Annotated in this window: 16 protein-coding genes; 5 read left to right on the top strand and 11 right to left on the bottom strand. The window is 66.3% G+C overall.

Annotation, left to right across the window (positions count from 1 at the left end; translation table 11 throughout):
• Positions 1-28: 28 nt before the first annotated feature.
• From BMI91_RS00755 to BMI91_RS00745, 3 genes are all read right to left on the bottom strand, one after another.
• Positions 29-1,018, bottom strand: a complete 990-nt coding sequence (locus tag BMI91_RS00755) for an MBL fold metallo-hydrolase (RefSeq protein ID WP_078603650.1) — start codon at positions 1,016-1,018, stop codon at positions 29-31.
• 63 nt (positions 1,019-1,081) lie between these two features.
• A complete protein-coding gene (locus BMI91_RS00750) occupies positions 1,082-2,005 on the bottom strand; it encodes a histone deacetylase family protein (RefSeq protein WP_078603649.1) in 924 nt (307 codons plus the stop codon).
• Between the two features lie 188 nt (positions 2,006-2,193).
• Entirely contained in the window at positions 2,194-2,499 is a 306-nt protein-coding gene (locus BMI91_RS00745; RefSeq protein WP_078603648.1) for a hypothetical protein, read from the bottom strand.
• A 241-nt stretch (positions 2,500-2,740) separates the two neighbouring features.
• Here BMI91_RS00745 and BMI91_RS00740 point away from each other — a divergent pair, with 241 nt between their 5' ends.
• Complete coding sequence (locus tag BMI91_RS00740) at positions 2,741-4,474, top strand: AMP-binding protein (protein ID WP_078603647.1); 1,734 nt, start codon at positions 2,741-2,743, stop codon at positions 4,472-4,474.
• A 45-nt stretch (positions 4,475-4,519) separates the two neighbouring features.
• Here BMI91_RS00740 and BMI91_RS00735 read toward each other — a convergent pair whose 3' ends face one another.
• The 4 genes from BMI91_RS00735 to BMI91_RS00720 form a co-directional block, all read right to left on the bottom strand.
• Positions 4,520-5,764 carry an MFS transporter gene (locus BMI91_RS00735; RefSeq protein WP_078603646.1) on the bottom strand — a complete coding sequence of 415 codons (1,245 nt, stop codon included), beginning with the start codon at positions 5,762-5,764 and terminating at the stop codon, positions 4,520-4,522.
• A gap of 27 nt (positions 5,765-5,791) precedes the next feature.
• Positions 5,792-8,200, bottom strand: coding sequence for a plasma-membrane proton-efflux P-type ATPase (locus BMI91_RS00730; protein WP_078603645.1), 2,409 nt, complete (start codon positions 8,198-8,200; stop codon positions 5,792-5,794).
• A complete protein-coding gene (locus BMI91_RS00725; RefSeq protein WP_208607936.1) occupies positions 8,181-9,326 on the bottom strand; it encodes an alpha/beta fold hydrolase in 1,146 nt (381 codons plus the stop codon). The genes BMI91_RS00730 and BMI91_RS00725 overlap by 20 nt, the downstream gene beginning before the upstream one ends.
• Before the next feature lie 150 nt (positions 9,327-9,476).
• Positions 9,477-10,289, bottom strand: a complete 813-nt coding sequence (locus tag BMI91_RS00720; protein ID WP_078603644.1) for an alpha/beta hydrolase — start codon at positions 10,287-10,289, stop codon at positions 9,477-9,479.
• A gap of 174 nt (positions 10,290-10,463) precedes the next feature.
• On the opposite strand from BMI91_RS00720, the gene kynU reads away from it, so the two are divergent.
• A complete protein-coding gene (gene kynU / locus BMI91_RS00715) occupies positions 10,464-11,654 on the top strand; it encodes a kynureninase (protein ID WP_078603643.1) in 1,191 nt (396 codons plus the stop codon).
• A gap of 21 nt (positions 11,655-11,675) precedes the next feature.
• Here the strand turns inward: kynU and BMI91_RS00710 are convergent, their stop codons facing one another.
• Positions 11,676-12,584, bottom strand: a complete 909-nt coding sequence (locus BMI91_RS00710; protein ID WP_078603642.1) for a LysR family transcriptional regulator — start codon at positions 12,582-12,584, stop codon at positions 11,676-11,678.
• A gap of 143 nt (positions 12,585-12,727) precedes the next feature.
• Here BMI91_RS00710 and BMI91_RS00705 point away from each other — a divergent pair, with 143 nt between their 5' ends.
• Positions 12,728-13,411, top strand: a complete 684-nt coding sequence (locus BMI91_RS00705) for a type 1 glutamine amidotransferase domain-containing protein (RefSeq protein ID WP_078603641.1) — start codon at positions 12,728-12,730, stop codon at positions 13,409-13,411.
• Between the two features lie 64 nt (positions 13,412-13,475).
• Positions 13,476-14,159, top strand: coding sequence for an SDR family oxidoreductase (locus tag BMI91_RS00700; RefSeq protein WP_078603640.1), 684 nt, complete (start codon positions 13,476-13,478; stop codon positions 14,157-14,159).
• A 93-nt stretch (positions 14,160-14,252) separates the two neighbouring features.
• Here BMI91_RS00700 and BMI91_RS00695 read toward each other — a convergent pair whose 3' ends face one another.
• From BMI91_RS00695 to BMI91_RS00685, 3 genes are all read right to left on the bottom strand, one after another.
• Positions 14,253-15,701: an aldehyde dehydrogenase gene (locus tag BMI91_RS00695; RefSeq protein ID WP_078603639.1), complete on the bottom strand. Its 1,449-nt coding sequence runs from the start codon at positions 15,699-15,701 to the stop codon at positions 14,253-14,255.
• Between the two features lie 213 nt (positions 15,702-15,914).
• Entirely contained in the window at positions 15,915-19,058 is a 3,144-nt protein-coding gene (locus BMI91_RS00690; RefSeq protein ID WP_078603638.1) for an efflux RND transporter permease subunit, read from the bottom strand.
• A complete protein-coding gene (locus tag BMI91_RS00685; protein ID WP_158522058.1) occupies positions 19,055-20,476 on the bottom strand; it encodes an efflux RND transporter periplasmic adaptor subunit in 1,422 nt (473 codons plus the stop codon). The genes BMI91_RS00690 and BMI91_RS00685 overlap by 4 nt, the downstream gene beginning before the upstream one ends.
• Before the next feature lie 221 nt (positions 20,477-20,697).
• Between BMI91_RS00685 and osmF the strand changes: the two genes are divergently transcribed.
• The gene (gene osmF / locus BMI91_RS00680) at positions 20,698-21,603 is read left to right on the top strand and encodes a glycine betaine ABC transporter substrate-binding protein OsmF (RefSeq protein ID WP_078603636.1); all 906 of its coding nucleotides are present in this window, start codon (positions 20,698-20,700) and stop codon (positions 21,601-21,603) included.
• Positions 21,604-21,623: the final 20 nt, after the last annotated feature.

Here is a 21,623-nt window from a genome sequence, read left to right as displayed (position 1 = left end):
GGCTCTGCGTCGCGTCAGGGCAATGCGCTCAGGTCGTGGAGGGTGCCAGATAGACCTCGCCCGGGGCGAAGGGGAGGAAGCGCTCCGCCGCGATCCCCGAGGCTGCGAGGCTTTGACCCAGCAGCGCGGGCGGCTCCTCGCGCGGCTCGTCGGTCAGCTGAAACGTCCCCCAATGACAGCCAAGCGCCTGTTTGGGGCCGATATCGGTGAAGATGCGCACGGCTTCTTCGGGCGCGACATGCTGGGGATGCATGAACCAGCGCGGCTCATAGGCCCCGATCGGGATCACCGCGATGTCGGGCGCGCCGTGCCGGGCGCGGATATCGCGAAAGAGCGCCCCGTCGCCATAGCCGGTATCGCCCGCGAACCAGATCCGGCTCTGCGGCGTGTCGATCCAGAACCCGCTCCAGAGCGCCATGCGCCGGTCGCCGAGCCCGCGCGCCGACCAATGGTTCGCAGGCGTCAGCGTGACCGAGACCTCGGAAGTCAGCGCGATCCGGTCATGCCAATCCCCGGTCTCGATCTGTGCCCCGCGGACCGCTTTTCGCACCGTCGCATCCGTGCCCAGCGGCATCACCATCTTCGGGCGGTGACGCTTATGCAGTTTGCGCAAAGTGAAGGTGTCGAGATGGTCGTAATGGTTATGGCTGATCAGAACCGCGTCGATGGGCGGGAGGTTGTCGAAGGCGATACCGGGCGCGGTCACCCGTCGGGGCCCGGCAAAGCGCAGCGGGCTCGCGCGCTCCGACCAGACCGGATCGGTCAGCAGGTTGAGCCCCGCGACCTGAATGAGAACTGAGGCATGCCCGACCATGGTCACCCGCGCCGCGTCGCTACGCGCGGGCGGGATGTTCGGCTCGACCGGGACATGCTTGGGCCAGCGCGCCCGCTGACCCTCGCGGTGCCATTTGAGAATGTCGCGAAAGGAGCGGTCGGTAGAGGGCTGGCCATGCGGGTGAAACCGCTCGCCGTCGAAATGGTCCGTGACCGGGCCGGAATAGTAGCGGTTACGTGCCATCTCGTGCCTGCCTTTGTCTTTCGGGGGGAGCGGACCGGACCCGGCCTGTCGCGTCCCGGGATATCAGCGCGCCAAGGCCTCGAGATGAGCCGCAGCGCCTTCCGCGAGCGCGGTCGGGTTATAGCCGCCCTCCAGACAGGAGACGATGCGACCCTCGCAACAGCGGCGCGCGACGCTCCGGATCGCATTGGTCAGCCACCAGTAATCGCCCGCGGTCCAGAGCAGCCCGGAGATATCGTCCTCGCGATGCGCGTCGAACCCGGCGGAGACGATGATCAGCTCGGGCTTGAACGCCTCGAGCCGCGCGAGCCCGTCCTCCCAGGCCACCTTCATCTCGGAGGCGCCGCTTCCGCTGGCCAGCGGCAGGTTGAGCACGTTGTCATGCGCGCCCGTCTCCGAGCGCGCCCCGGTGCCCGGCCAGAGCGATTTGGGTTCCTGATGCGACGAGATGAACAGGCTGCGCGGCTCGTCCCAGAGGATATCCTGCGTGCCATTGCCGTGATGCACGTCGAAATCGAGCACCGCGACGCGCGAAAGGCCATGCCGTTCGAGCGCATGCAGCGCCGCAAGCCCGGTATTGCCATAGATGCAGAACCCCATCGCCCGCGTCCGCGTCGCATGGTGCCCCGGAGGGCGGGTCGCCACGAAGACGCGCTTGGCCTCGCCCGAGAGGACAAGATCGACCGCCTGCAAGGCACCGCCCGCGCCCAGACGGCTCGCACGGCGCGACCCGGGCGAGACATGGGTGTCCGAGTCGAGATCGGCATGCTCTTGCCGCGCGAAGACCTCTTCGAGCGCTTCGAGATAGGCCGGATCATGGCCCAGCAGGAGGTCCTCGTCATTGGCCTCGCGCGCCTCGATGACGGGCAGCTCCATCTCGTCGATCAGTCCGCGCACCGTCTCCAGCCGCCACGGACGCTCGCGATGATGAGGCCCGGTGTCGTGGCCGAGGCAATCCTCGTGGGTGATCGTGACGAAACTGCTCATGAAGCTCTCCAGAGAAGGGGCGTATCGGGGCTATAGGCGCGAGTCGGACCCCGCCGCACCGTTACTCGTCCGGTGCTGCCCGTTGCGAAGCTGCGTCAGCCTTGGGGAAATGACAAGCACCCCCAAGGACGGAAACGCGCTTCCGCCGTGACTTTGAAGGGACGTCGCCTAAACGCGGCGCATTGCTGTCAGCAGGGAGGCCCGATCAGAAACACGGGCGGCAGCTCGCGCGCGCGGCGCTCTGCCAGCCGTCGTTTCGCGGTGGCCAGCTTGACCTGCGTGACCTCGAGGCGCACCAGCGCCCGGCTGCGCGCGTCATAGAGCCGCCGTATCGGTGAACCCGGATTTCCGATCATTCCCGGACGACGGTTCGCACTCGGCGGAAACCAGTCGTTCAAGGCCACAAGCGCGTCTCGCCACGCTCTGTCCGCCTCGATGTACCGCTCGAACGCAAGACGCAAGGCGCGGCGGCGCGTCGTGAGTTCCGGTCGCATTCTCTCTCCTCCCCAGAAGATTCGACATTCATCAATTATAGCAGAAACGCGGCGAGTCGTCAGGTTTTGCTGGGCTCCGCGGCGATCACCGTCTCGAACACGGTTTCGCGAGCAGCGCAGGATTTCCTTGTCTCGACGCTTTAGGGTTGCATTAAATGAACCATCGTTCATTTAATATGAGCGCCCCCATGGAGGATCGTTGGCCCAATTTGCCGGCGATGGGGTGTCAGAGGAGGAAATCATGCATAGCGAGACGAACCCGCACCCTGAACTCGGTGTGGCCCCGAAACGCGGTCTGGCCCATGTCGCCGGACCGACCGATACCCCGCTGATCGAGGATACGATCCCGGCCGTGTTGAAGCGCACCGCCGCGCGCTGGCCCGATCGCGAGGCTGCCATCTTCACCTCGGAAGGGATCCGCTGGAGCTGGGCGGAATTCGCGGAACGGGTCGACCGGCTCGCCTCCGGTCTGCTCGCGCTCGGTCTGCGGCATGGCGACCGGCTCGGCATCTGGTCGCCCAACCGTTCGGAATGGCTGCTGACGCAATTCGCGACGGCGCGGATCGGGGTGATCCTCGTGAACATCAACCCGGCCTATCGTCTGCACGAGCTGGAATTCGCGCTACGCAAGACCGGTTGCCGGGGGCTGGTGCTGGCGGAGACCTTCAAGAGCTCGGATTACCTGTCGATGATCCAGCGCCTGCTGCCGGAGCTTGAGAAGAGTGAGCCCGGACAGCTGGAAACCATGAAACTGCCCGACCTGCGCGACATCATCACTCTGGGAGAGACCCAGCATCCCGGATGCCATCGCTTCTCGGATGTCGAGGCGCTGGGCGAGGCGCAGGACCGCAGCGCGCTCGATCCGATCACCGAACATCTCGACCCGAACGAGCCGATCAACATCCAGTTCACCTCCGGTACGACCGGGTCGCCGAAAGGCGCGACGCTGACCCATCGCAACATCGTCAACAACGCGCATTTCGTGACCCACGCGATGTTGGCGACCGAGCAGGACCGCGTCTGCATCCCGGTGCCGTTCTATCACTGCTTCGGCATGGTGATGGGCACGCTGGGCTGCGTCACCAAGGGCGCGACCATCGTCGTCCCCAGTGAGGGCTTCGATCCCCAGAGTGTGCTGGAATGTGTCGCCGCCGAGCGCTGCACCGCGCTTTACGGCGTGCCGACCATGTTCGTCGCGATCCTGGAACATCCCGATTTCGCGAACCACGATCTGTCCTCGCTGCGCACCGGCATCATGGCGGGCGCGCCCTGTCCGATCGAGGTGATGAAGCAGGTGCAGTCGAAGATGCACATGTCGGAAGTGACCATTGCCTACGGGATGACCGAGACGGCGCCGGTCTCGTTCCAGTCGGCCACCGATACGCCTTTGGAGAAACGCGTCTCCTCGGTCGGGCTGGTGCAGCCGCATCTCGAGGTGAAGATCGTGCGCGAGGATGGCTCGCTTGCCAATGTGGGCGAGCAGGGCGAGCTGCTGACGCGCGGCTACTCGGTCATGTGCGGCTATTGGGGCGAGCCCGAGCGCACGGATGAGGCGCTCGATGCGGACGGCTGGATGCATACGGGCGATCTCGCCCGGATCGACAGCGAGGGCTATTGCAACATCACCGGCCGGGTGAAGGACATGATCGTGCGCGGTGGCGAGAACGTCTATCCGCGCGAGGTCGAGGAGTTCCTCTACACCCATCCCGATATCAGTCAGGCGCAGGTCTTCGGCATCCCGGATCACAAGTTCGGCGAGATCGTCGCGGCATGGATCGTGCCGCGCAACGGCGCCGAGTTGACCGAAGATGCTATCCGCGCGTTCTGCCGCGATGAGATCGCGCATTTCAAGGTTCCGGCGGTGATCCGGTTCAAGGACAGCCTGCCGCTGACGGTCTCGGGCAAGCCGCAGAAATTCGTCATGCGCGATGCGATGATCGAGGAGCTGGAACTGGAGGTCGAGGCGACCGCCTGAGCTGTCTCAAGCGTTGCGCGGGGTCTCCGCGCGGCGCTCTCTGAGTCAGCCCGCATCCTTGGGTTTATGCGTGCCATTGAACCGCGAGCGCAGCGGCAACAGGCTCAGCGCCGCTGTCGTCGCAAAACCCGCGCCCGCCAAGAACGTCCATTGCGCGCCGCCGATTTCCCAGAGCGCCCCGGCAAGCACGCTTGCGATCAACAGCCCCACGCCGGTCACGAGGTTGAACATGCCGAACGCGGTGCCGCGCAGCTCTGCCGGGACCGCTTCGGCTACCAGCGCGGCCAGCAGCCCCTGGGTGAAGCCCATATGCATCCCCCAGAGCAGCACGCCGACCGCAAGCCCGCCGATCCCGCTGACCAGCGCCAGCGTCAGGTCCGCCGCGATCAACAGCCCCAGCCCGACCAGCAGCAGCCCCACGCGCCCGACCCGGTCGGAAAGCGCACCCACCGGATAGGCGATCAGCGCATAGACCGCGTTCATGCCCACCAGAACCAGCGGTACCAGCATCACCGGAATGCCGTCGTCATTGGCGCGCAGGATCAGGAAGGCCTCGCTGAACCGGGCGAGGGTGAAGAGCGTCGCGACCACCACGACCCACCAGAACATAGGGCCCAGGAGCTTGAGTTCCGAACGGGCGAGGGGATTGCGCACGCGGCGTTGCGTGCGGGGATGGACAGGCTCTTTCACCACGAACAGGATCAGCCCGAGCGACAGGAAGGCCGGGATCACCGCGACCCAGAAGACCGAGCGGAAATCGTCCGAGAACAGCCACATCAGCCCGATCGCGGCGAGCGGCCCGAGGAACGCACCCACCGTGTCGAGCGATTGCCGCAACCCGAAAGCCGCACCGCGCATTTTGCCTGGCGCGAGGTCGGCGATCAGCGCGTCGCGCGGCGCACCGCGGATGCCTTTGCCCACCCGGTCGATGAAGCGCGCGGCCACCAGCCAGTCGAATGTCGGGGCGAGCGGAAAGATCGGCTTCGTCACCGCCGCCAGCCCGTAGCCGAGCGCGGCCAGCTCCTTGCGCCGCCCGATCCGGTCCGACAGCGCGCCCGAGAAGACCTTGGTGATCGCGGCGGTGGCCTCGGCGATCCCTTCGATTACGCCCACCGCCAGCGCCGTCGCCCCAAGCCCGGTCATCAGATAGACCGGCAGCAGCGCGTGGATCATCTCGGAGGAGATGTCCATGAAGAGCGACACGAACCCCAGCGCCCAGATGCCCACCGGCAATCCGCGTCCAAACTTGCCCGCTGGCGTGTCCTGTGCCTCTTGCACGTCGTCCGTCATGTGCCTCCTGCGCGCGCCGTGAGGGGCTCAGTGCCCGCGCGCCTGTGCTCTGCGATCATAAAGCGCGCGTATGAGCAAGGCCATCGCCCCTTCGAGGGGCAGCCAGACGAGGCAATAAAGCCAGACCAGCAGCGCAGGCCCCCAGCCGATCGGCGTCACGAACAGCCCATAAACCGCGATCAGCGTGCCCAGAAGCTGCGTGGCCTCGGTCGTCGCGAATAGCCGCAGCGCCGGGAAGGGCCGCCGCCAGAACCAGCTTTGGTGGCGCGTGACGAACAGCGTCATATGCCCCGAGACGAGAAGCTTGAGGAAGATGATCGTCTGGATCTGGTCGCGCGGCAGGCCGAGATAGGCATCGACGAACCAGAACAGCACGAAGGTCTCGATGACCCCGGTCACGCCAAGCGTCGCCGCCACCGTCAGCACGCGGCGCATGTCCCAGCGTACCGGGCGCTGCGAGACCGAGACATTGTCATAGGCGATCATCATGATCGGGAAGTCGTTGAGCACCGCCAGCAGCACGATCATGATCGCGGTGACGGGGTAGAAATCGAAGATCAGGATCGAGAGCGTCATGAACAAGAGCACACGGATCGTCTCGGCCACGCGGAAGGTGGCGTAGCTCGTCATCCGCTCGAAGATCCGGCGGGCTTCCTCGATGGCGGTGGTGATGATCGACAGGCCCTTGTCGGTCAGCACCAGATCGGCGGCGGCGCGCGCGGCATCGGTCGCCCCGCTCACCGCGATCCCGGCATCGGCCTTGCGCAGGGCAGGGGCGTCGTTCACCCCGTCCCCGGTCATCGCGACGATGGAATGCCCGGCCTGCAGCACCTCGACGATGCGGAACTTGTGCTCGGGCAGGACGCGCGCGAAGCCGTCGGCGGCGCGGACATTGGCCTCCACCGTGGCCGGGTCGCCATCGAGCAGCTGGCCCGCCGGGTAGATTTTCTGCCCGAGATCGAGCTTGCCCGCGATCTGGCGCGCGATCGCCTCGTGGTCGCCGGTGATGATCTTGACGTCGATCCCCATGTTGCGGGCTTCTGCGATGGTGCTGGCGGCATCGGGGCGCGGCGGGTCGATGATCGGCAGCAGGCCGAGGAATTCCCACGCCTGCCCGGCGCGCTTCTGTGCGGCCCCGAGCGCGCGGTAGCCCTGCTGCGCAAGGGTTTCGACCTCGTCCTCCACCGCCTTGCGCGCCTCATCTGTGAGGGCGGCAAGCTCCACGATCACCTGCGGCGCACCTTTCGCGACCTGCCAGCGATCGGCTTCGTGCTTGACCTCCGCCTCGCTGCGTTTGCTGACCGGATCGAAGGGCGTGAAGCTGAGCGTCTCGATGGCGTCGAGCGCAATGCCCTCCGCCGCCGCCAGCACCGCCTTGTCGATCGCATCGGGCACGTCGCGGTCGCAGGCAAGCGCCGATGCGCGCAGCAGATCGTCGACCGCGATGCCCTCTGCCGGGCGCGGGTCCTCGACCGTCAGCTCGTTCAGCGTCAGCGTCCCGGTCTTGTCCGAGCACAGCACATCGACGCCCGCCAGTTCCTCGATCGAGACCAGCCGCGAGACGATCGCCTTCATCCGCGCAAGCCGCTCGGCGCCCACCGCCATCGTCACCGACAGAACCGTGGGCAGCGCGACCGGGATCGCCGCCACCGTCAGGATCAGCGCGAACTGGATCACCTCGAGCGGCGGATTGTGCCGCTGGAAGGAGACGATCACGATCATCGCCACCAGAACCAGCGCCGCTGCGATCAGGAAATTCCCGATCTGCATCACGGCCTTCTGGAAATGCGACTTGCCGTTCGTGGTCTGCACGAGAGAGGCCGTGTGGCCGAAATAGGTTTCCATCCCGGTCGCGGTGACCTCGCCGGTCATCTCGCCCAGCTTCACCACCGAGCCGGAATAGGCGCTGTCACCGACCGCCTTGTCGACGGGCAGGGACTCGCCCGTCAGCGCCGCCTCGTCGATGGAGAGATACTTGCCTTCGAAGAGCGTCAGATCCGCCGGGACGATCTGGCCGATCGAGAGCCGCACGATATCGCCCGGCACAAGATCGCGCGCGGCGATCTCCTGCCATTGCCCGTCGCGTTTCACGCGGGCGCTCGGGGCCAGCTGCGCCTTGAGCGCCGCGATGGCCGAACTCGCCTTGCTCTCTTCCTTGAATCCCACGGCGGCGTTGAGCAGCAGCATCACGAAGATCACCGAGAAATCGGACCAGTCGCGCAGCACGAGCGACAACAGCGCCGCCAGTTCGATCAGCCACGGGATCGGCCCCCAGAAATAGCCCGCGATCCTCTGCAGCAGGGTTTTCTCGTCGCTCTGGAGCGCATTGGGACCGTATCGCTCGAGCCTCTGTGCCGCCTCTGCCGCGCTCAGACCTGTCTTGCGGTCCGTTTCCGGCACATCCTGCGTCATCGGTTCAGCGACGGTCTGGTCCATTATTCGTGTCTCCAGCTTTGGCCCCGAGCTTGCCGAGCCACTGGCCGATTTCCGGCCAGACATTCGAGAGGGTATGGCTGCCCATGAAGAGGCCGATATGCCCGCCCTCGACGAGGCGGCTCACGATATCCTTGCGCGGCGTGCCGAGCAGCGTCTCGGCCGCGAAGACCTGTTCGCGCGTGGTGATGTCGTCCGCCTTGCCCGCAAGCAGAAAGGCCGGGCAGGTGATCGCGCCCAGATCGAGCTTGCGCCCGAGGCCCACGAACTCGCCCTTGGCGAACAGGTTCTGTTTGAACAGCAGGTCGATCGCCTGCAGGTAATAGCGCCCCGGCAGGTCGATGGGATTTTCATACCAGCTCTCGAACCGTTCGGTGCGCTTCATGAAATTGCGGTCGTCGATATGCTCGTAGAGATCGACGAACTTGCCGAAATACTGCTGATCGGCATGCATGTTCTTCCAGCCGGTGAGCATGAACCGCCCCGGCATCCGGCCCTCACCGGCCTCGACCATTTCCTGATAGGCCGAGAGCGGCATCTCATGGGCCAGCTTGCGGATCGGGCCGTGCCCGGCATCGGTGTCGATGGGCGAGCCGGCAAGTACGAGACCCGCGACCTTCTCGGGGAAGCGCGCGGCATACATCGCCGACATCCAGCCGCCCTGACACAGCCCCACCAGCATCACCCGCCCGCCGAGCTCATCGACTGCGACATTGATCTCGGCGAGGTATTTATCGATGTCGAAATCGCGCATCTCGGGCGTCGCGCTTTTCCAATCGGTGCAAAGGACGCGGCCGAGACCTGCATCCAGCAGCGTCTCGATCAGGCTCTGGCCCTTGGCGTAATCCGCGATGGTCGAGGAGTGCCCGGCATAGGGCGCGTCGACAATCACCGGAATGCCGCCGCCCGTGCCGCCGAAATCGCGCAGCCGCATCGTGTCGAGATCGAGCAGCACGTCGTTCTTGGTGGCCCATTTCGGATCGGGCGGGTGCGTGATCTTCGCCGCCTCGTCGAGATAGGTCAGCCCTTTCTCGACCGCGTCGAGCCCGATCTTCTGCCATTCCATCGCCGCCGCCATCGGCCAGAAGAAGGGAACGCTGTGTTCGTAGGTATTCTTGGCATCGCTCATGTTCGACACTCGCAAGACGCTTTGGTGCACAGATGCACTCTTTTGAGACCCCAAGGCCCGTTAGAATGCAAGCGCAGCAAAGCTCGAGCGCGCGAACGTGAAGCTGATGTGTGGAACGGTGAGGCGGTTTTGGCGGCGGGTGACGCTTTCTTAATCCGTGCTCAGAAGCGCCGTGACCAGCGCGCTGGACGGATCGGACAGCTCCTCGATCACGTCGAAATGGTGCCGCCCGTAGGCCGCGACCAGATCTGCTTCCGGCCAGTGCTCGGCGAGCAGGGACGACTGGCGCAGGAATTCCGGACGCTCCGCCGCGCCGACCCAGACGGTGACTTTCACGCCGGGGCGCAGCTTCAGCAGGGCGGGGCTCTCGCTCGCGGCGATCTCGGGCGTGATCCCCAGCCGCGCGTTCATCGAATGCATCTGCAGCGGACGCAGATCATGCACGCCGCTCACCGAGATCACCCGCCGGATGCGCGCTGCGGTTTCGTCTGACAGCGCGCTGCCCTCGGACACCGAGCGCGTTACCAGATGCCCGCCCGCAGAATGGCCGACGAGATGGATCGGGCCCTCCACGAGCCCCGCCGCGTGATCGATCGCCCGTGCGATCTGCTGCGCGATGCCGGGAATGCTGTTCTCCGGGGCGAGCGTGTAGCCGGGCAGGGCGACGGTCCAGCCCTGTGCCAGCGCGCCTTGCGCCAGATGAGACCACATGTCCTTGCTGAATTTCAGCCAGTAGCCGCCATGCACGAAGACCACGAGCCCCTTGGACGCGCCTTCGGGGCGGAAGAGGTCGATCTTTTCGCGGGACGCTTCGCCATAGGCGACCTCGGTCATCCGATCGGCATGGCGCGACCGGAACTCGGCGGCGCGCTTGGCCCAGAGATCGGGGTAGGCGCTGCCATTCTCGATATAGCCGCCGTTCTCGAAAGCGTCTTCCCAGTCGATCCCGCTCAGGTCTTCCATGTTCCCTCCCGCTCATTTTGCGTCCCATTCGGAGACAGAGCATATAGCGCGGGATATTGCGAGGGCATGGTTGCGCGGGTAGCGTGCGCCGGAGCCGAAACTTTCGTGATCCATCAGCCGATTGCCGGGTTTCGAGACGCGCTTTCGGGCCGTGAGAACAAGAGGAAGACGACCATGCCGAACCTGCCGAGAAAGCATCTTTTCGATCTGCCCGAGGGGGTGATCTATCTCGACGGGAACTCGCTCGGGCCGCTGCCGCGCGGCGTGGCGGAGCGGCTGGAGAGTTGCGCGCGCGACGAATGGGGGCAGATGCTGATCCGGGGCTGGAACGAGGCGCACTGGATGGATCAGCCCGCCCGCGTCGGCAATAGGATCGGTCGGCTGATCGGCGCGCCGGAGGGCTCGGTCGTGCTGGGCGATACGCTCTCGATCAAACTCTATCAGGCGCTGGCCTCGGCGCTGGAGATGCGCCCCGACCGCAAGGTGATCCTGTCGGACAACGGCAATTTTCCGACCGATCTCTACATGGCGGACGGGCTGATCCGCTCGCTGGATCGCGGGCACGAACTGCGCACGCCCGCGCCCGAGGACGTGGCCGACGCGATCACCGAAGAGGTGGCGGTGGTGATGCTGACGCAGGTCGATTACCGCACCGGACGGATGCACGATTTCGAGGCGATCACTCGCAAGGCCCACGCGGTCGGCGCTGTGATGATCTGGGATCTCGCCCATAGCGCGGGCGCGGTGCCGGTGGACATGACGGCGAACGGGGCCGAATTCGCGGTCGGCTGCACCTATAAATATCTCAACGGTGGGCCCGGCGCCCCGGCCTTCATCTATGTCCGGCCCGACATCGCTGGGACGGTGCGCCCGGCGCTCAGCGGCTGGCTCGGCCATGAGGCGCCCTTCGCCTTCGATCTCGACTATCGCCCCGGCCGCGCGGTCGAGCGGATGCGCGTCGGCACGCCGCCGGTCCTGCAGATGACTGCGCTCGAAGAGGCGCTCAAGGTCTGGGACGGGCTGACGATGGAGGAGGTGCGCGCGCGCTCCGTCGAGCTGTCGGAGCTGTTCATCCGCGAGGTCGAGGCGCGCTGCCCAGACCTCACGCTGCTCAGCCCGCGCGACCCGGAGGTCCGCGGCAGTCAGGTGTCGTTCGGTTTCGCGGATAGCTACGCCGTCGTTCAGGCCTTGATCGCACGCGGGGTGATCGGAGATTTCCGCGCACCCGATGCGATGCGCTTCGGCTTCACGCCGCTTTACCTTGATGAGGCCGATGTGACCCGCGCCGCTGAAATCCTCGGCGAAGTGATGGCACAGCGGGCCTGGGATACCCCTGCGTTCAAGGCGCGCGGACGGGTCACCTAGACGTAGGTCTTTGCGCAGCCGTCAGCCCGGCGTCGTAAACTCGGCGACCAATTCGCGGATCAGCTCGCGCAGCCAGACATGACCCTGATCCCGGCGCAGATGCGGGTGCCAGGCGATCTGGCTGGGAAAGGTGCCGAGGTCGACCGGCACGGGAACATCGCGCAAGCCATAAGGTCCGGCGGTCATCGCGGCGACCCGCGCGGGCACCGTGGCAATCCCGCCCAGCCGAGCCACCGCAGGTGCGGCGGTCAGGAAATGCGTGACCACGACAGCCGTGTTCCGGTGCAAACCTGTCGCCTCGGTGCGTTTGTGAACTCCGGTGCGCCACTTGCCGGGCGGGGCGACGACGACATGCGGCAACGTCTCATAGAGGTTCCGGTCGAGCGACGCGCCCTCGGGTAAAGCCTGTGGGGCCACGATACAGCGGAACCCGTCCTCGAACAGGTCGGAGACCACGAGATCCTCGGGCGGGGAGTCGAACCGCCCGACCGCCAGATCGAAGGCCCGCCCGGCAAGCGCGCGGGGGTCCAGATCTGGCCCGATAGGCGAGATTTCGAGACGAGCCGACGGGGCCCTGTCGGCAAAGGCCGCCGCGAGTTCTGGCGCGAGAACGATCTCGGCATAGGGCCCCAGCAACAGCCGGAAGCGGCGCGTGGTGCGCGCGGGGTCGAAGGGCTCTGCGGCGCGGAAAGCCTGTTCCAGCCGCTCTAGCCCGGCGGCGATGTCGGGCGCGATCTCGAGCGCCTTCTCGGTGGGCTCCACGCCGTAGCGGGCGCGCAGGAACAGCTCGTCGCCAAGCGCCGCACGCAGACGTGACAGCGCCGCGCTCACGGTGCTCTGGGATTGGCCGAGCCGCTGGGCCGCGGCGGTGACATTGCGTTCTTCCATGACCGCATGGAATACGCGCAGAAGCGATACGTCGGGTGTCATATCTCCGGAATATCGATTTCTGACGTTGTCTGCATCAATTTCTCGATCAGCGAACGCAACCTATCTCTGTTGGGACGCGTTGACGGCTCGAAGCGAACAGGGCCGGAAATGCCCTCACATTCATGACGAAGGAGGCCAAACCCATGGCACGTATTCTTATTCTTTCGACCGCAGCCGACGCTCTGGGCGACACCGGCAAAAAGACCGGCGTTTGGTATGAGGAACTGGCGACGCCCTATTACGCCTTCCTCGACGCAGGCCACGAGGTGAAAGTGGCGACCATCGGCGGTCGCGCGATCCCGATCGACCCGAATTCCGACGTGACCGGCGATGACGCGCCGGCCTCGGTGACGCGCTTCCGGGATGACGCCGACGCCAAAGCGGTTCTGGAGAACCCGTCGCGGATCGAGGACGAGGACATCACTTCCTATGATGCGCTCTACATCCCCGGCGGCCACGGCGCGATGTATGACCTCGCCGAGAGCGACATCTCCGCGAAGGCGATCAGCACGGCTTGGGACGGCGGCAAGATCGTCGCCTCGGTCTGCCACGGCCCCGCAGCCTTCGACAAGGTGAAGGACAAGAACGGCGACTCCATCGTGAAAGGCCGCAAGGTTTCGGCCTTCACCGATAGCGAAGAGCGCGGCGTGGGTCTTGCAGACGCGGTGCCCTTCCTGCTGGAAACCCGCCTGCGCGAGCTTGGCGCGAAGTTCGAGAGCGTCGACGACTGGCAGCCCCATGCGGTGGCCGATGGGCGTCTGGTGACCGGCCAGAACCCGGCGTCGTCCGAGGCGGCTGCGAAAGAAGTTCTGGCCCTGCTGGGCTGATATCGAGAGGCGCCGCCCAGTCCGGGTGGCGCCTTCTTCGTTCCCACAATTCAGAGAGGCTGACATGTCGAAAATCATTCTCATCACCGGCGCCTCCACCGGGATCGGCGAGAGCTGCGCGCGCCATGCGGTCGAAGCGGGTCACAAGGTGGCTCTGGCCGCACGGTCCGAGGAGAAACTCGAAGCGCTCGTCAAGGATCTGGGCGAAGACAACGCCCTCGCGCTGCCCACGGATGTCACCGACCCCGACGCTCAGGAACGCATGGTCGCGCGCGCGGTCGAGCATTACGGTCGTCTCGACGTCGTGCTGGCCAATGCGGGCGTCGGCGCCTCGGCGCGCGGGACCGAGGCCGGATCGGTCGAGAGCTTCCAGAAGATGATCGAGGTGAACTGCCTCGCCGTGACCTACACCGCGAAATTCACGCTGCCGCATCTGCGCGCCTCGAAAGGGCATATGGTGCTGACCGGTTCGAAGGCGTCTCAGGGCGCGATGTTCGGCTCGGTCTATTCGGCGACGAAGTGGTTCATCCGCGGCTATGCCGACAATCTCGGCGAGGAACTTGGCGCGGCAGGCGGCCGCGTCACTTGCCTGCATCCGGGCATGGTCGACACGCCGTTCTTCGACGAGGCAAAGCCCGACGCGCTGCGCCCCGACGATGTCGCGCGCGCCTTCCTCTTCGCGATCGATCAGCCCGATCACGTTCTGATCCCGCATCTGCCGGTCTATCCCAAACCGAAGACGGACTGATCGGGGCGGGCCGCGTCTGCGGCGGACCGACATTGAAAGGAGCCGGCCCATCGGGGTCGGCTCCTTGCTGTTTCGACCCTCTGAGAGCCCGGCTCAGATCGGGTAATGCTGCTTGGGGTCCTCGACGGTGATCCAGCGCAGATCGGTAAATTCGGCAATGGCCGCGCGCCCGCCGAACCGCCCGTAGCCCGAGGCCTTGACCCCGCCGAAGGGCATCTGCGGCTCGTCGCCCACCGTTGGGCCGTTGATATGGCAGATCCCGGTTTCGAGCCGGTTCGCCAGCGCCATCGCGCGCGAGACATCGGCGCTGAAGATCGCGCTCGACAGCCCGTATTCGGTGTCATTGGCCACTTTCAATGCCTCTTCGTCGCCCTTCACGCGGATGATCGATTTGACCGGGCCGAAGCTTTCCTCGGCATAGATGCGCATGTCTTCCGAGACCCCGTCGAGCAGCGTCGCCGCAACGATCGTGCCTTCGCGCGACCCACCGGCGACCAGCTTCGCGCCTTTCCCGGTCGCATCGGCGATCAGCGCATCCATCTTCTCGGCCGCCGCTTCGGAGACAAGCGCCCCCAGCGCCACATCGCCACGGGGATCGCCCGCGGGCAGGGCACTGGCACGTGCGGCGAGCTTCTCGACGAAGGCATCGGCCACTTTCTCGTCGACGATGATCCGCTCGGTCGACATGCAGATCTGGCCTTGGTTCATGAAGGCGCCGAAAATCGCGGCATTCACCGCCCCGTCGAGATCGGCATCGTCGAGCACGATTAGCGGCGCTTTGCCGCCCAGCTCCAGCAGCGAGGGCTTCAGATGCTCGCCCGTAAGCCGTCCGATGATCCGGCCGACGGCGGAAGAGCCGGTGAAGTTCACATGCTTGACCGCGGGATGCGCGATGAGCGCCTCGACGACATCGGCCGCGTCCTCGGGGGCGTTGGTCACCACGTTGAGCGCGCCCTCGGGAAGTCCCGCTTCCGCGAAACATTCCCCGATCAGGCGATGCGTCGCGGGGCACATCTCGGACGCTTTCAGCACCACGGTATTGCCGCAGGCAAGCGCCATCGCGACCGCCCGCGTGCCGAGAATGACGGGCGCGTTCCACGGCGCGATGCCGAGGCAGACGCCCTTGGCGCGCGCGACGCCCATCGCCATCGTGCCGGGCTTGTCGGAGGGGATGATCTCGCCGCCGATCTGTGTCGTCATCGCCGCCGCTTCGCGGATCATGCCCGCGGCGAGATGGACGTTGAACCCGGCCCAGGGCCCGGTCGCGCCGGTCTCGGTGATCATCGCCTGAATGAAGTCGTCGGCGCGCGCCTCCATCACGTCAGCGGCTTTCAACAGGATCTTGCGCCGCCCGTTCGGCCCGGTTGCGGACCAGCCGGGAAAGGCGCGCGCGGCAGAGGCCACGACGGTTTCGACATCGTCACGACCGGCCGCAGCGGCGCGGGTGGCGACCTCTCCGGTCACGGGATCGATCCGGTCGAAACTTGCGCCCGAGGCGGCAGGGGCGGAGGCCCCGTCCAGCAGCATTCCGATCTCTTTCATGGGTAGTCTCCTCCTCGATTTCTGTCGCATTTGCGGAGTACCGCGCGCGTCCGTCGGGTGTCGCGTCTTCCCCGGCAATCACAGCGATAGTCCGGGCACCGAGGTGCGGATTGCAAGGGGGGATGACGTCACAAAGCCGAAGCGGCGGTGGTACCCTCCAGGCGGAGAGCGTCAGGCCGACGCTCTCCGAACCAGATCGGGCGAAGACCTCGGTCAGACGCGCAGGGCGTCGGCGGGGTGCTCGACAGAGGGGGCCGTCTCCTCGGGCTCTGGATCGGCGGTTCGGATGCCGAAATCCTCCAGCACGGCGAGGATCGCCGGGGTCACGAAGAGCGACAGCACCGTGGCCGCGCTCAGACCGAAGGCGAGGCTCGCCACGATCGGGCGCAGGAATTGCGCCTGCGTCGAGGTCTCCAGCAAAAGCGGGCCAAGCCCGACCACCGTCGTCAGCGAGGTCAGGAAGATCGCGCGGAAGCGGTCGCGCACGGCCTCCTTCCCGGCCTCGAGCATCGGGGTGCCGGTCGCACGTCGCTCGCCGATGAACGCGTCGAGCAGGATCGCGTCGTTCACCACCACGCCCGCCAGCGTCGCCAGCCCCACGAGGCTCGGCAGTGAGAGCGGAAGGCCAAGCAGCACATGCCCCCACATCACGCCGATCAGGCTGAGCGGGATCGTCGCGATCACCGCGATGGGGCGGATGAAGCTGCCCATGTAGAAGGCCAGCAACAGATAGACCCCGATTGCCCCCGCCGTCATGAAACGCACGAGCGACGCCCCGGTGGTCGCGGTGTCCTGTTCTTCGCCCAGAACCTGCACCTTCACGTCGGGCCGCTTTTGCGCCAGTTCGGGCAGGTAATCGGCCCGCATCGCCGCCATCAGCTCGCGCGAATTGGCCCGCGTCGGGTCGATCGTGCCCTGCACCGAGACCGCGCGTTGCCCGTTCACATGGGTGATCGTGGTGTAGCCGCGTGTCTCGCTGACCGTCGCCACGGCCGAGAGCGGCACCAGCGCGCCGTTCTTGCCGGGCACCCGCAGCGCGAGAACATCGCCGATAGCGCGCCGCTCGGAGGGCGCGAGCCGGGCCACGATATCGACCTGACCGCGCGCATCGGCGAAGCTGACGGCGCTGTCGCCACGGAAGGCCGCGCGTAGCTCACCCGCCAGCGCAGCAGGCGTCACGCCCAGCAGGTTCGCCACCGCCGGTTTCATCCGCACCACCAGCTCGGGCTTGCCCGGCTGCAGATCGAAGGTCACATCGCGCACCCCGTCGAAGCCGCGGAAGAAGCGGCGCAGTTCGCGCGCGGTGGTTGCCAGTTCGCCAAGATCCGGGCCGGTGACGAGCAGATCGATCGGCTTGCCTCCCGCACCGCGCTCCTTGTCGGTGATCCGGAAGGCGGCCATGTCGGGCATCTTGCCGACCAGCTGCTTCCAGCGGTCGAGCACCGTGCCGACATCGGTGGTGCGCGTCCCGGCAGGCAGCAGCGAGGCGCTCACCGTGGCCATGTTCGGCCCCGTGGTCGGGCTGTCGGCATTGCTGCCATAGGTGATGGTGTAGCTTCTGACGAGGGGCTGGCCGTCCGGCTGAGCGGGGCTCAGCTCGGCATCCATCTCCTTGAGCGCCTTGACGACCTTGCTCACCCGCGCCTCGGTCAGCGAGAGCGGCGCGCCCGCGGGCAGCAGAAGCCGCGCCTCGACCGTGTCGCTCTCCAGCGTCGGGAAGCTCTGGTATTTCAGGAAGCCCCCGGTGAAGGGCGCCACGGAAAGCGAAACGAGCAAGATCGCAAGCCCAAGCGTCAGATAGCGCCAGCGAAGAGCGACCCCGGCAAGCGGGACGATGACACGGTCGCGCAGCCGCTCGAAGACGCCGTTGACCGCGCGTTGCACGGGGCCGGGGCGCATGTCGTGTTTCAGCGAGTGGCGCATATGGGCGGGCAGGATCAGGAAGGCTTCGATCAGGCTGACCGTCAGCGTGATCAGCAGCACGATCGGGATGTATTTCAGCAGCGCGCCGATATTGCCGGTCAGGAAGCTGAGCGGCCCGATCACCATCGCGGTCGTCAGGAAAGACGCCAGAACGCCGGGAAAGACCTGCATCGTGCCTTTGACGGCGGCGACGCGGGCGGGCTCTCCCGTTTGTCGCCTGCGCACGATGTTTTCCGAGATCACGATGGCATCGTCCATCAACAGCCCGGTGGCGACCAACAGCGCCACCATCGTCATCATGTTGATCGTGTAGCCGAGGAACTGCATCGCGAAGATCGCGCCGAGGAAGCTGATCGGCAGGCCCATCGCGACCCAGAAGGACATGCGCAGCCCGAAGAACAGCCACATCGCGACGAGCACGAGGATCAGACCCTGCAAGCCGTTAACTCCGATGATGCGCAGGCGCTCGACGATGTTGCGCGTGGAATCCGCCGAGATCGCGAGCTGGATATTGCCCGGCGCCTCGGCCTGCGCCTGTGCCATCTCGCGATCGAGTGCGGCCCGCACCCGCAGCGCATCCTGCGAGGCGGTCTTCTGGACCGAGACGATGGCGGCGCGCTTGCCGTCGAAATAGGTGGCCTGCGAGGGATCGGCGAAGCCTTCGCGGATCGTCGCGACATCGCCCAAGCGCACCTCGCCGCCCGCGGCACTGCCCGCAATCGGGATCTGCGCAAGCTCGGCAGGCGTGCGCCTCTCGCCGAGGAAGCGGATCGCCACCTCGCCGGAGCGCCCTTCGAGCGAGCCCGCGGGCATGTCGAGGCTGTAGCGCGCCAGCGTCGCACCGACAGAGCCCATGTCGAGCCCGAAGCGTTCGAGCGCGGCGCGGTCGAATTCGATCGCGATCTCGCGGTCGGAAAAGCCGTTCACCGAGACCAGCGAGATTGCCGGATCGGCACGGAGCTGATCGGCGAAGCTTTGGGCATAGGCGTAGAGCACCGCCGGATCGTCCGGCCCGGTCACCGCCACCGACGAGACCGAGGCGGTGCGCTCGACGATCTGCACCACCGGATCGTCGGCCTTGTCGGGGAAGGAATTGATCCCGTCCACCGCATCCTTGATGTCGTTGTAGAAGCGCGTCATGTCCGCACCCTCGATCATCTCGGCGGTGATCTGGGCGCTGTTGTCGCGCGCAAGACAGGTCAGTTTCGCAAGGTTCTCGACCCGAGTCAGAACCGGATCGGTCACGGTGCAGATGCCGGTCTCGACCTCCGAAGGCGCGGCGCCGGGATAGGTGATGCGGACCGAGACATCCGAGGGTGGCGTGGCGGGGAAAGTGTCGCGCTGCAGGCTCGGCAGCGCCATCAACCCGAGGCCCGCAATCGCGATCATCGCGATATTGGCCGCCGTGCGATGACCAGCAAAAAGCGCTATCATTGCGCATCTCCCGCGGGTTTGGCGGCGCTGTCTCCGCTGGGTGCGGCGTCGCCTTCGGGCGCGGTGCCCTTGCCGCCGCCGCCACCTCCGCCGCCACCGCCACCGCCACCGCTGCCCGGTTGCGGGCTGGTGGCCGTCTGGCCGAGCGCCTCGGCGGCAATCTCGGCCTTGCGCGCCTCATCCTCGGTCGCTTTCACCGTCATGCCCGGCACGGCGATCGAAGGATCGGTGACGACCAGCTTGTCGCCCGCCTTGAGGCCCTGCGCGATCACCGCCAGATCGCCCGAGACGAAGCTGGTCTTCACCGCGCGCTTCTCCAGCGTGCCATCTTCCGACACCACCATCGCACTCCCGCCCGCGACCGCCTCGGCGGGCACGACGAGCAGGCTCTGCTTCGGCGCGGCGAGTTCCACCGCCACCACCATGTTGCGCCGCAGGGGCGGGCGCTCGCCCGCCTGCGCCTGACCCAGCGGATCGTCGACGCGCACCACGACGGGCGCGCTTTGCGTGGTCTCGTCGATCGCTTCGCCCATCCGCTCGACCCGGGCCTTCCAGACAATGGGATGCTCGGGTTCGGGCAGGGTGACGCGCGCCTTTAGATCGGTGACCTTGGTGCCGTCGCCCGCGAGCCGGAGCAGGGGGCCCATCCGCCCGATCGGGAATTGCGCCGAGATATCGACCGCCGCGACGCCTTCGCCACTCAGCAGAACCTGACCGCGATTGACATATTGGCCCAGATCCGCGTCCAGCGCGTTCACCCGCAGCTCGAAGGGCGCGGTGATCGTCGACAGCCCGATCGAACGGTCGATCGTCGCCGCCTGCGTATCGAGCACCTCGCGTTCGGCCTCGTTCAGCTTCAGCTGGCTTTCGAGATCGGTCACCTTGGTCTGCGCGGTCAGCTGCTGGCGGCGCGCCGCGTCGAGCTGGGGCTGGGTGATCCGGCCCAGATCGTGCAGCGTCTTCTGGCGGTCGAGCTCGTCCTGGGCCAGCGCAAGGTCGGAGCGCGCCAGTTCGAGGCTCGTGCGCACCGTCTCATCCTTGACCTTGGAGGCCGCGACCTGCGCCTCGAGACTGGCGCGCTGCAGCTTCAGATCGCTGTCGTCGATGGTGAAAAGCGGCGTGTCCTTCGCCACGATATCGCCCGGCGCGAGCGGCTTGGCGATGTCGCGGATCTCTCCCTCGATCCGGGCGACGGCGCGCCACTCGCGCACCGGCGCGACCGTGCCATAGCCGGTGACGCGCGGGATCATCTCGATGGGCGCGAGCGTGATCACCCGCACCAGCGTTGCCGGGCGGTTCGCCTCGCTCGGGCTGGGCAGAGATTTCAGATCGCCCGCAAAAACGATCGCCGCCACACCAAGTGCGCTCGGCACCGCCACCATCGCGAGCCGTGCGAGGCCCGTACCAATTCCAACCATGACGTCCCTCTTCGCGCATGTCTTTTGACTACTTATGCAAACCTTGGCGCGTCGGGCTAGCGCAAATGTGACGCACCCCCTGAAAGGCCCCGTGGCCGGGCCGGGGCGTCGCATGCGGCTGGTGGGTCGGGGGAGGCTTGGCGGGCGCGGGTCGGGCCCTACCTCAGGCAGGATCACGTCTCGAGACACGCACAGACATCAGTCAGGGAGCCAGACCAGCCATGAAATATCCTCTCATCGTGGCCGCTGCGGTCTTCGGGGGCGCGCTCGCCTCCGCCGCGCAGGCCGATATCACCGTCTCGTCCAAGATTGACACCGAAGGCGGTCTCTTGGGCAATATCATCGCGCTATCGCTGGAAAATGCCGGGATGCCGGTGGAGCGGCGGCTGCAGCTGGGTGGCACGCAGGTCGTGCGCAAGGCGATCCTCGCGGGCCAGATCGACATCTATCCCGAATATACCGGCAATGCGGCCTATTTCTTCAACGAGGCCGATAGCGACATCTGGAAGGATGCGACAAAGGCCCATGACCGCGCCGCCGAGCTGGACAAGCAGAACGATATCACCTGGCTCGACTCCGCGCCGGCCAACAACACCTGGGCGATTGCCGTAACGGGCGCGCTGGCCAAGGAAAACGACCTCACCACCATGTCCGATTTCGGCAAATGGGTGTCGAATGGCGGCGATGTAATGCTCGCGGCCTCGACCGAGTTCGTCTCGTCGCCCGCCGTGCTGCCCGCGATGCAGAAGGCCTACGGGTTCAAGCTGAGCCCCGATCAGACGGTGGTTCTCTCGGGTGGTGACACCGCGGCGACCATTCAGGCAGCGGCGCGCGGCACGTCCGGCGTGAACGCGGCGATGGCCTATGGCACCGACGGCGGTGTCGGCGCGGCGGGGCTCGTCGTGATGGAAGACGACAAGGGCGTGCAGCCGGTCTACGAGCCCACCCCGATCGTGCGCGACGCGGTGCTCAAGGACTATCCGAAGATCCCCGAGGTGCTGAACCCGATCTTCGACAAGCTCGACATGCAGACGCTGCAAAAGCTCAACGGTCGTATTCAGGTCGGCGGTGAGCCCGCCGAGGCGGTCGCGAAGGACTACCTGACGCAGATCGGAGTGCTGAACTGACTGCGGCGGCGCGCAAACGG

It is taken from the genome of Thioclava sediminum, from assembly GCF_002020355.1.
Lineage (GTDB): Bacteria > Pseudomonadota > Alphaproteobacteria > Rhodobacterales > Rhodobacteraceae > Thioclava > Thioclava sediminum.
The sequence above is the reverse complement of the archived record's forward strand: the minus strand, read 5'-3'. Positions and strand labels throughout refer to the sequence as shown.